Here is a 10,679-nt window from a genome sequence, read left to right as displayed (position 1 = left end):
TCGAGCGGGCTGCCGCTCCACAACCAGTCGTAGGAGACGTCGGATTCGCCGTCGAAGCCGCGCCGCAGCAGGGCGTCCCTGGCCTCCTGCTGCGGGCCGTCGGGATAGTGGTAGAAGGTCTTGTTCTGCAGTGAGGCGTCCTGGACCATGCCGGCGTGCTTGGCTCGCCGGTCCACGTAGCGTCGCAGTGCGCCCTCGACGCCGTCGGCGTTTATACGGCCCAGTTCCTCGGCCAGTACGGCGGCGTCCTCCATGGCCTGGGAGGCACCCTGGGCCTGGTAGGGCAGCATGGCGTGGCAGGCGTCGCCCAGGAGGGCCACCCGGCCGTCCATCCAGACCGGGTCGCGCCGGCGGTGGTAGAGGGCGAAGGAGAGCACGTCCTCCTTGGCCTTGGACAGCATCGCCGCCGCCCGATCGTCCCAGCCCTCGTAGGCGTTCACCAGGTCTTCCGCGGTGGCCGAGCCGGTCCATTTCTCGGCGACCTCGTCCGTGCACGGGACGCAGCCGACGACGTTGAGGTACTCCCCGCCGCGGATCATGTAGTGGACCAGGTGCCGATCGGGGCCGTACCAGATGGTGCTCTGGAAGCGGTCCATCAAAAAGCGCGTGGCCGGGTCGTCGGCGATGAGGTCGCCGGGGATGAGGGCCCGGAAGGCCATCTCACCGGAGAACAGCAGGGTGTCCGGGAGGCCCATGAGGTCGCGGACTCGGGACCGGATGCCGTCGGCGCCGATCAGCACGTCGGCTTCGAAGCGCCGGCCGTCCTCGGTCACGGCCGCGGGGCGGCGGGTGTCGCCACGGTCCAGTTCGCTGACCCGGCTCGAGGTGTGCAGTGCGACCACCGGGCCGGGGCCGGTCGGATCGACGCAGGCATCAGTGAGGACACCGTGCAGATCGGCCCGGTGGTAGTGCCAGTACGGCGCGTTGTACCGCTGCTTGCAGTAGTCACCGAGCTGGGTCAGCCCGATGATGCTGCCGTCCTTCCACCGGCGCCGCACCTGGTCCTGGGGCTCGGTGCGGATGGCCTCCAATTGCTTGCGCAGCCCCAGCCCGAGCAGGACCCGGCTCGCGTTGGGCGCTGTTTGGATACCCGCGCCGATCTCACCGAACCGCGGTGCCTGCTCCAGCACGGTCACCTGATGGCCGCGTTGCCGCAGCGACAGCGCGGCGGTCATTCCGCCGAGCCCGCCGCCGACGATGACGACGTCGAGGGATTGGGTGGATGCCATCTTCTCTCCAGATGCAGGTGCGGCGGCGGGATCAGAAGTCGACGAGTCGGCCCGCGGTGACGACGTCCTGGTCGTCGACGGAGACGGTGCAGCCGCGCATGGCGATGTCGACGTGCGCATACGATTCGCGCTGCAGTACGGGGTGGGGTCCGGTGGACCACAGGAAGTTCCCGGCGAACGCCCGCGCGTCCATGCCCATCAGCTCTTCCTTGCCGTACAGGGCGGTGGCGAACCAGTCGGCGGTGCGCATCAGGCCCCAGCCCATATGGGACAGGCTGCGTCCCCACTCGTCGTCCGCGTCGTCGAAGAAGGTGTTCAGCAGGTGGGCCTCGGCGCCACCGGACACCTTCTCGATGTTCCCGCTCGCGATTTCCAGAGTGACCGGCTGACGTACGTACTCCTTGAACGGCAGCAGGATGTCGCCCTCGGCGAGCACGATCCGGCCCTCGGAGAACCGCGGCCAGCACAGGACCATGGTGCTCGGCCAGTGGTCCCAGCGGCCCGGGTCGTCGGCGAAGCCCACCTGGAACTCCGGCTTGGAGCCCGGCAGTTCGATGGTCAGGTCGGTGCCGGCCTCGGAGGTCACCCGCATGACGGACGCGCTCTTCAGCAGGTTGACGCCCTTGAGTACCTCCGCCTTGTCCTCCGGCTTGGGCAGATTGCGGACGAGTACGTCGGGGGCGTCGCACACGAAGAGGATGCGGGTGCCCGTCCGCAGGATCTCCTGCTGGAGCGGGGCGTGGATGAAGCCCTCCCGCGTGAGGTCCACGACGAGGTCGGCGGCCTTGAGCAGGTCCTGCGCGGTGGTGTCGCCGAGCACCGCGCTCAGACCGGGTCCGGCACCGGTGCGGGTGCTGTCCGAGGGCGACGGGTTGCCGCCGGGGACCGTGGCGGCGATGACATGCGCGCCGCAGGCTTTGGCCGCTCCGAAGGCGGCCGCCACGTAGTCGCCGCGGCTGGTGGGCTCGGACAGGACGACGACGTGCTCATCGGGCTTGAGCTTGCACAGCTTCAGCTCCTGGGTGAACGCCTCGAGCAGGTCAACGGAGGTGAGGTCGAGCATGTCTCGCTCCTGGGGAAGGGGAAGGTGGCAGACGGCGATCGCACGGTCCGGGTGGGCGTAGAGATATAGATCCAGCCATGCGGCCAGGTGGCTTCATGGGGAGACGCGGGCCTCACGAGCGCCGCCGACGCAATTAATCCGAACGCGTACGATCTGGATTTGGCAAGGGGTTCAGCCGAACTTTTTTGTGATCAGTCCGCCTTCCGGGGTGCCTGCGGAGGCCAGGGCACCCCTGCTGACCTTGTATTTTCCCCAGGTGTCGACCGTCTTTCCCGGGTTCGCGAAGATGGACGAAAGATGGTTGCGGCTGGCGTGAAGCCTTGCGCCGAGAGTTCGTACGTGCTCGGATGGTTTCTGTTCACATCCGGACTGCGTGCCCTGAGCTGCCTCGCGATGGCTGGTTCTCAGCGGCGCGCCGCCGCCAAGGAGGGCTCCGATGGTCATTCCCCGCGTCCCTCGCGCACCGTCGTCGCGGTGCACGTGACCCTGTCCCCATGGGCGCCGAACGGCGCCGCCGCGTTACCGCGCCTGCCCGGTGCCCTTGCGGGAACGCGTGAGGGCCGCGGGGCATCGGCCCCGCGGCCCCATCTGACACGGCATCACTACTCGCCGGTGACGCCGTCGATCCGCTCGCGGATGAGGTCGGCGTGGCCGTTGTGGCGGGCGTACTCCTCGATCATGTGCAGATAGATCCAGCGCAGGTTGTAGTCCCCACGGACGGGACGGCTGACCACATCGTCCAGGGAGCGGCCCGCGGCGGCCTCCTTGGCCTTGGCGATCTCCTCCCGCCAGATGGCGAAGGCGGCCTCCGAGGTGTCCTCGTCGGTGAGGTGGAACTCCCCGTCCGGGTCCTCCTCGCTGTACCAGATCGGCGCTATCTCCTGCTGGGCCAGCACCCGCCGGAACCAGCTCCGCTCGACCTCGGCCATATGCCGTACGAGGCCGAGCAGGGTCAGCCCGGACGGCGGCGCCGACGCCTCGCGCAGCTGCTTGTCGTCCAGGCCCTCGCACTTGAGGGCGAGGGTCGCGCGGTGGAAGTCCAGCCACCCCTCCAGGCTGGTGCGTTCATCGGCGGTCCGCGGCGGGTCGGGGCGTTCTGTGGTTGTCATGACGGTCATGATGGCGGCGCCGCCATCATGACCGCCACGCGTTATTCGTCCAGCAGCATCCCGCGCAGCAGTTCCTGGAAGCCGGTGCGCAGTGCCGCGCGGTCGGGTACGGCGTCGTGGTCGGCGCCCGCGGCGCAGCTGAACATCAGTCCCTCGCACCAGGCGACCAGTGACCGCGCGTGCCGCCGGGGTTCGGTGGAGCCCAGCGCCGTCATCATCGCCTCGAGCGGCTCCCGGAAGCCGCGCCCCGTGGCGTCGTAGAACTCCCGCAGCTCGGGACGGCGGGTCGCCTCCAGCGCGAGCTCGTAGCGGGCGATCAGCAGATCGCGCTGGGTGGTCAGCGAGCGGTGCAGGGCGAGCGCGAGCGCGTCGGCCAGCCCCGCGACCGGATCGGTTCCGTCCGGTGCCGCGCCGGCGGGGCCAGGCATCTCATCGGGTGCCAGCACCTCCGCCTCCCGCTGGGCCAGCCGCCGGACCGCCGCCTTGAGCAGGGCGGCGCGGGTCCGGGCGTGGTTGGAGGTCGAGCCGAGTGGCAGCCCGGCCGCCTCGTCCACCGCGCGGTGCGTCAGCCCCCGCATCCCGCGCTCGGCCAGCAGTGTCAGCGCGGTGTCGGCGATCAGCTCGGCGCGGGAGGCGCCGGACGCGGAGGCGGACGGGGCGGCGGACGGGGCGGCGCCGGAAGCGGAGGCGGCGGTTCGATCGGCGGTCATGGGGCCAACCTAAGCCCATCCGCCACTCGTACTACGGATGTAGTAACGTAAGTGAGTACTACATCTGTAGTGTCCTTGGAGGAGTCATGCAGCAGCCCCGTGCCGTCGTCATCGGTGCCGGAGTCGGCGGGCTCACCGCCGCCGCGGCCCTGCACCGCCGCGGCTGGTCCATCACCGTCCTGGAGCGGGCCGCCCGCCTCGAGCCGGTCGGCGCCGGAATCTCCCTCGCCCCCAACTCCCAGCGCGCCCTGGACGCCATCGACCTCGGCGACGACGTGCGCGCGCTCGCCGCCTGGCAGGGCGGCGGCGGACTGCGCACCCCCGGCGGCCGCTGGCTCTCCCGGATGGACAGCGCCACCACGGCCGAGCGCTTCGGCGGCCCGCTGGTCCTCCTCCACCGGGCCACCCTCGTCGACCTGCTCGTCTCCCGGCTGCCCGAGGGCGTGGTCCGCACCGGGACCGCCGCCCGGCTGGCCGACCCCGGCGCCGCCGGCCGCCCGGCCCGGGTCACCACCGAGGACGGCGACCATGAGGCGGACCTCGTCATCGGCGCCGACGGCATCGACTCGGCCGTCCGCCGCACGCTCTTCCCGGACCATCCCGGCCCCCGCTACGCCGGATTCACCACCTGGCGTGTCGTCATCCCCGCCCCCGACCTGCCGTTCGAGCCCCATGAGACCTGGGGGAGGGGCCGGATCTGGGGCACCCAGCCGCTCAAGGACGGCCGGGTCTACGCCTACGCGGCGGCCGTCGCCCCGCCCGGCGGCCGGGCCCCGGACGACGAGCGGTCCGAACTGCTGCGGCTCTACGGCGACTGGCACCGGCCCGTCCCCGACGTCCTCGCCGCCATCGCGCCCGAGGACGTGCTGCGCCATGACATCCGGTACATGGCCGAGCCCCTGCCCGCCTACCACCGGGGCCGGATCGCCCTCCTCGGCGACGCCGCGCACGCGATGGCCCCCACGATGGGGCAGGGCGGCAACCAGGCCATCGAGGACGCCGTCGTCCTCGCCCACCATCTGGCCCCCGAGATCACCGACCCCTCCGCCGCCCTGGCCGCCTACACCCGCGACCGGCTGCCCCGCACCATGGACGTGGTGCGCCGCTCGGCGCGCACCGCCCGCATGATCACCCTCACCAGTGCCCCCGCCGTCGCCCTCCGCGGCGCCGCGATCGCCGCCGTCGGCCGCCTCGCCCCCGGTCTTGCCCTCCGCTCCTTCGACGGCATCGCCGACTGGCGTCCGCCCACCCCCGCGTATCCTGCGGGGGCACAGCGGAAGGCATGATCGGAAGAGACCGGGGAGAACATATGAGGGTCGGCTGCGTCGGGCTCGGTGACATCGCGCAGAAGGCGTATCTGCCCGTGCTGATGGCCCGCCCCGGCCTGGAGCCGCATCTCCACACCCGCACCCCGGCCACCCTCCAGCGGGTCGCCGACACCTATCGCGTCCCCGAAGCCCAGCGCCACGCCGACCTGGACTCGCTGCTCGCGGCCGGGCTCGACGCGGCCTTCGTGCACGCCCCGACCGACACCCACGCCGACCTCGTCACCCGGCTGCTCGAGGCCGGGGTGCCCACCTACGTCGACAAGCCGCTCGCGTACCACCTCGCCGACAGCGAGCGGCTCGTGCGGCTCGCCGAGGAGCGCGGGGTGAGCCTGATGGTCGGCTTCAACCGGCGTTACGCGCCCGGCTACGCCCAGTGCCTGGACCATCCGCGCGATCTGATCCTGCTCCAGAAGAACCGCGTCGGCCTCGCCGAGGACCCGCGCACCCTGGTCCTGGACGACTTCATCCACGTGGTCGACACGCTGCGCTTCCTCGCGCCCGGGCCGGTGGACCACATCGATGTGCGCGCCAGGATCCGCGGCGGGCTGATACACCATGTGCTGCTCCAACTGTCCGGGGACGGGTTCACCGCGCTCGGCGTGATGAACCGGATGAGCGGCTCCACCGAGGAGGTCCTGGAGGTCTCCGGCCAGGACACCAAGCGGCAGGTGCTCAACCTCGCCGAGGTGGTCGACCACAAGGGCCAGCCGAGCGTGCGCCGCCGGGGCGACTGGGTGCCGGTGGCGCGGCAGCGCGGGATCGAGCAGATCACCGACGCCTTCCTGGACGCGGTGCGCTCCGGGCGGCGGATCGGCGCCGAGGACGCGCTGCGCACCCATGAGCTGTGCGAACGGGTCGTCAGGGACGCCCTGGAGTCGGCTGGTCTGTCCGCCGGTCCGCCTGCTCACCCGACGCCTGATCCGGCATCCCGCTGGACGGCCGGTCCGTCCGCCGTCTGAGCGCCCGGCCCCCCTCGGCCGCGCAGAAGACGGCGAGCGCCGCCATCGCCCCGTACACCGGCCAGGGCCCGATCCGCACATACGGGCTGGTGCCCTGCCCCAGCGGCACCGTGTAGACGGTGGCCGCGCTGGTGCCGGTGGACATCCGGGGGCCCACCGGCTCGCCGCGCGGCCCGAACACCGCGCTCTCCCCGGTCAGCGTGGCATGCACCATGGGCCGCCAGGTCTCGGCGGCCCGCAGCGCGGCCAGCGAGGCGTGCTGCTCGGGCGCCCAGCTCCCCTGGAAGGTCGAGGTCGAGGACTGGACGACGAGCATCCGCGCCCCCTCCCGCGCCAGGTTCCGGCTCATGTCCGGGAACGCCGACTCGAAGCACACCAGCGGCCCGATCCGCAGGGAATCCGGCAGCTTCATCACCACTGGTTCGGTGCCCCGGTGGCGGTCCTCACCGGCCGCCTTGCCCACCGAGGTGGCCCAGCCCAGCAGCGGCCGGGCCGGGATGTACTCCCCGAAGGGGACCAGCCGCATCTTGTCGTAGCGCTGCCCCGTCGGGCCGTTCGGCCCGATCAGCACCGAGCTCTTGTAGATGCCGGGCATATCGCCGCGCCGCGCGTCCACGTTGACCAGCAGATCCGCGCCGACCGTCCGGGACAGCGCGGCCAGCCGTCCGCGCAGCTCCGGATGGGTGGTCAGGTCCTGGGCCACGCTGCTCTCGCCCCACACCACCAGGTCGACATCGCGGCCGGCCAGCTGCCGGGTCAGCTCCGCGCTGCGCTCGAAGCGCGGCCCCGGCCCCGGGATGACCCCCGGCTGCACCACCGCGATCCGCGCCGTCCCGGGCTCCTTGGCCTGCGGTACCCAGGCCCAGGCCCCGGCCGCCACGGCGCCGCATGCGGTGAGCCCGGCCAGCGCCACCGTACGGGCCCGGGCCACCGCGATCAGCACCGTCACCGCGACATTCACCAGGACCAGCAGAAACCCGAGCAGCCAGACCCCGCCCACCGAGGCCAGCCGCAGCGCGGGCGCCACCTGCCACTGGCTCGCGCCCAGCAGCCCCCAGGGACCGCCGAGATACTGCCAGGACCGGGCCAGCTCGGCCATCAGCCAGACGGACGGCAGCAGCACCAGCGCCGTCGCCACCCGCCCGGAGCCCGGGCGGCCGTGCAGCAGCCGGTGCGTCAGCCACCCCCAGGGCACCCACAACAGCCCGAGCAGCAGCGCCAGGAGCACGATGAACACATGCAGGCTCGGCATCAGCCAGTGGTGTACCGCGAGCAGGAACCCCGCGCCGCCCAGCCAGCCGTCCCGCATCGCCCGGCGGCCGGTAGGCGCCGAGCGCATCAGCAGCAGCCAGGGCACCAGGGCCACATACGCCCACCACCACAGCGAGGGCGCGGGGAAGGCCAGCGCGGGCAGCGCGCCCGCCAGCAGCGCCATCGCGCCCCGCCACCGCGGGGAGGCCAGCCGCCGCCCCCACAGATCCTCGCCGCCGACCGGCCTCCGCACCTCGGATGCCCCCCTCCTGTTGGCACAGGGCCAGTGTGCGGGAGTCGGCCGATCATGAACAGGGCTGGGGTGCGCCGGAGCGTGCTTCATGCCGATTCCGGGAGGTCGTGTTCCGGGAGGTCTCGTCCCGGGAGGTCCTGTTCGGCCCAGATGAGCTTGCCGCCCTCGGTGTAGCGGGTGCCCCAGCGGCGGGTCAGCTGGGCGACGAGGAACAGCCCCCGGCCGCCCTCGTCGGTGGTGCGGGCGTGGCGCAGCCGCGGCGAGGTGCTGCTGGTGTCGGTGACCTCGCAGATCAGCACGTCGTGCCGGATCAGCCGCAGCCGGATGGGGCCGGTGCCGTGGCGGATGGCGTTGGTGACCAGCTCGCTGACGACCAGTTCCGTGGTCGTCATCAGCTCGTCCAGCCCCCACTCGGCGAGCTGGCGCATCGCCAGGGAGCGGGCGCTGGCGACGACGGCCGGATCGGAGGGCAGGTCCCAGGAGACGACGTGGCCGGTGCCCAGACCGTGCGTACGGGCCAGCAGCAGGGCCACATCGTCGGCCTGCGGGGAGGTCAGCAGGTTGTCGACCACCGTGCGGCAGAGCTCCTCCAGGGGCAGCGCGGCCTGGCCGAGGGCGTTGCTCAGCCGCCCGAGGCCGACGTCGATGTCCCGGTCGCAGGTCTCGATGAGCCCGTCGGTGTAGAGGGCGATCAGGCTTCCGGCGGGCAGCTCCAGCTCCGCCGACTCGAACGGCAGCGACCCCAGGCCCAGCGGGGGACCGGCGGGCAGCGCGGGGAAGGTGACCTCGCCCGAGGGGTCCACGATCGCGGGGGGCGGGTGGCCCGCCCGCGCCATGGTGCACCGCCGGGTGACCGGGTCGTAGATCGCGTACAGACAGGTGGCGCCCAGCACCGCGGCCGCCACGCCCTCCTGCCCGGCCTCCTCCTCGGTGAGCCGGATGACCAGGTCATCCAGGTGGGCCAGCAGCTCCTCGGGCGGCAGGTCCATGTCGGCGAGCGTGTGCACGGCCGTGCGCAACCGCCCCATGGTGGCCGCGGCGTTGATGCCGTGCCCGACCACATCGCCGACCACCAGCGCCACCCGGGCGCCGGACAGCGGGATCACATCGAACCAGTCGCCGCCGACCCCGTTGCGCGCGTCCGTGGGCAGGTAGCGCGAGGCCACCTCGACGGCCTGGCCGCCGCTCAGGGCGTGCGGCAGCAGACTGCGCTGGAGGGCCAGCGCGGCGGTGTGCTCACGGGTGTAGCGGCGGGCGTTGTCGATGTTCAGCGCCGCCCGCGCGACCAGCTCCTCGGCGAGCAGCAGATCGTCCTCCTCGAACGGGTCCGGATGCCGGGAGCGGACGAACGAGGCCACGCCCAGCAGGGCGCCGCGCGCCCCGATCGGCGCCACCATCAGCGACCGCATCCCGAACTCGCGCACCTTCGCCGTCCGCGCCGGATCGTCCCCGGACCAGGCGCTGATGGAGTTGCCCATCACGGGGTCGAGCAAGGCCTCCCCGGAGAAGAAGCAGCAGGCGAAGGGGGACGTGGGGGAGATGGCGACCGCGTCCCCCAGCTTCGCGATGGACTCCGGGCACCCCTCCCGGATCGACGCCTGACCGGCCCGGCGGAAGGCGGGCAGGGTCTCGCCGGGGGTCTCCAAGGGCTCCTCGCCGCGCAGGATGGAGTCCAGCAGGTCGACGGTGACGAAGTCGGCGAGCCGCGGCACCGCGAAGTCGGCCAGCTCCTGGGCGGTGCGCATGACGTCCAGGGTGCTGCCGATGTGCGCGCTGGCCTCGTTGAGCAGCGCCAGCCGCTCCCGGGCCCGCCAGCGGTCGGTGACGTCGATGCCCATGTAGCACACGGCCACCGGAAGGCCCTCGGCGTTGTCCAGGCGGAAGAAGGAGGTCGAGTACGCGTGCTCGCGGTGGGGGGCGGCCATCGTCCACCCCCGGTACTCGTAGTCGATCACCGGCTTGCCGGTCTTCAGCACCTTCCGCATCTGCGCCTCGAGCGCCTCGGTGTCCAGCCCCGGCAGGCACTCCGCCATCCGGCGGCCCAACCGCTGCTCACGGGGCAGCCCGCCGTAGCGCTCCAGCGTGTCGTTGAGCCACACATACCGCAGATCCGGGCTGAGCACGGCGATCCCGACCGGCGACCGGGTGAGGAACGCCTGGAGCAGTGAGCCGCTGAGCGCCCAGGCCGGGATGGAGCCCACATCGATCCCGGAGACCAGCCAGGAGACTTCGCCGTCCGGGTCGCGCATGGCGGAGATCCGCAGTCCCACCTCGATCCGGCGGCCGTCCCGGTGCCGGAGCCGGCCCAGACCGCCCCAGCCGTCGTGCTCCTGGCACCACGAGCCGATCGCCTCGGCCTTCGCCGCGTCCTCCGGCGCCGCCAGCAGCATCCTGGCCGACTGCTTCATCGCATCCGCCGCCGGATAGCCGAGAAGTCTCTCCGCCGCCGGAGTCCAGCCGACAATGGTCCCCGTGGCGTCGATCAGCGCCGAGGCCGCATCCGCCATGTCGAACGGGACATGCGTCTCGGTCGGCGCGATTCCCTGGGGGATGGCCATCGCACCCGTCCCATCTGCGGATACATTTCCCTTAATACTATGACTCCTGCGCCTCCCCGGTGGTGAGCCGTGCGACGACGAGCGCGACGAGGATGATCCCGCCGTAGATCGCCTGGATCCAGAACGACGACACCTGGGCGAGGGTCAGCAGGTTCTCCAGCATCCCCAGCAGCAGGGTGCCCAGCAGCGCCCCCAGCAGGGCGCCCCGGCCGCCCCGGA

Annotated in this window: 9 protein-coding genes and 1 pseudogene; 2 read left to right on the top strand and 8 right to left on the bottom strand. The window is 72.2% G+C overall.

Going from position 1 to position 10,679, the window contains the following annotated elements:
- The 5 genes from GWI24_RS32260 to GWI24_RS32240 form a co-directional block, all read right to left on the bottom strand.
- A partial coding sequence (locus tag GWI24_RS32260) for an FAD-dependent oxidoreductase (protein WP_210949601.1) occupies positions 1–1,229 on the bottom strand: 1,229 nt, incomplete at its 3' end.
- Positions 1,230–1,260: 31 nt separating this feature from the next.
- Positions 1,261–2,292: a hypothetical protein gene (locus tag GWI24_RS32255; protein ID WP_210949600.1), complete on the bottom strand. Its 1,032-nt coding sequence runs from the start codon at positions 2,290–2,292 to the stop codon at positions 1,261–1,263.
- Positions 2,293–2,463: 171 nt separating this feature from the next.
- Positions 2,464–2,736 (bottom strand): hypothetical protein, encoded by a 273-nt coding sequence (locus tag GWI24_RS32250; protein ID WP_210949599.1) that lies wholly within the window; start codon positions 2,734–2,736, stop codon positions 2,464–2,466.
- 158 nt (positions 2,737–2,894) lie between these two features.
- A complete protein-coding gene (locus GWI24_RS32245) occupies positions 2,895–3,401 on the bottom strand; it encodes a DinB family protein (protein WP_210949598.1) in 507 nt (168 codons plus the stop codon).
- A gap of 41 nt (positions 3,402–3,442) precedes the next feature.
- A complete protein-coding gene (locus tag GWI24_RS32240) occupies positions 3,443–4,111 on the bottom strand; it encodes a TetR/AcrR family transcriptional regulator (RefSeq protein WP_210949597.1) in 669 nt (222 codons plus the stop codon).
- Between the two features lie 86 nt (positions 4,112–4,197).
- Between GWI24_RS32240 and GWI24_RS32235 the strand changes: the two genes are divergently transcribed.
- Both GWI24_RS32235 and GWI24_RS32230 read left to right on the top strand, forming a co-directional pair.
- Positions 4,198–5,397 carry an FAD-dependent monooxygenase gene (locus GWI24_RS32235; protein ID WP_210949596.1) on the top strand — a complete coding sequence of 400 codons (1,200 nt, stop codon included), beginning with the start codon at positions 4,198–4,200 and terminating at the stop codon, positions 5,395–5,397.
- A 23-nt stretch (positions 5,398–5,420) separates the two neighbouring features.
- A complete protein-coding gene (locus tag GWI24_RS32230; RefSeq protein ID WP_210949595.1) occupies positions 5,421–6,398 on the top strand; it encodes a Gfo/Idh/MocA family protein in 978 nt (325 codons plus the stop codon).
- Here GWI24_RS32230 and lnt read toward each other — a convergent pair.
- From lnt to GWI24_RS32215, 3 genes and pseudogenes are all read right to left on the bottom strand, one after another.
- Positions 6,298–7,833, bottom strand: coding sequence for an apolipoprotein N-acyltransferase (lnt, locus tag GWI24_RS32225; protein WP_247617162.1), 1,536 nt, complete (start codon positions 7,831–7,833; stop codon positions 6,298–6,300). The two genes, GWI24_RS32230 and lnt, sit on opposite strands and share 101 nt — an antisense overlap.
- A gap of 155 nt (positions 7,834–7,988) precedes the next feature.
- Positions 7,989–10,460, bottom strand: coding sequence for a SpoIIE family protein phosphatase (locus tag GWI24_RS32220; protein WP_210949593.1), 2,472 nt, complete (start codon positions 10,458–10,460; stop codon positions 7,989–7,991).
- Positions 10,461–10,497: 37 nt separating this feature from the next.
- Positions 10,498–10,679 (bottom strand): annotated as a pseudogene (locus GWI24_RS32215) (ABC transporter permease); the annotation flags it as partial.

This window comes from Streptomyces sp. MK37H, assembly GCF_018035285.1.
GTDB classification, from domain to species: Bacteria; Actinomycetota; Actinomycetes; order Streptomycetales; family Streptomycetaceae; genus Streptomyces; species Streptomyces endocoffeicus.
This window is presented reverse-complemented; position numbering and strand designations above follow the sequence as displayed.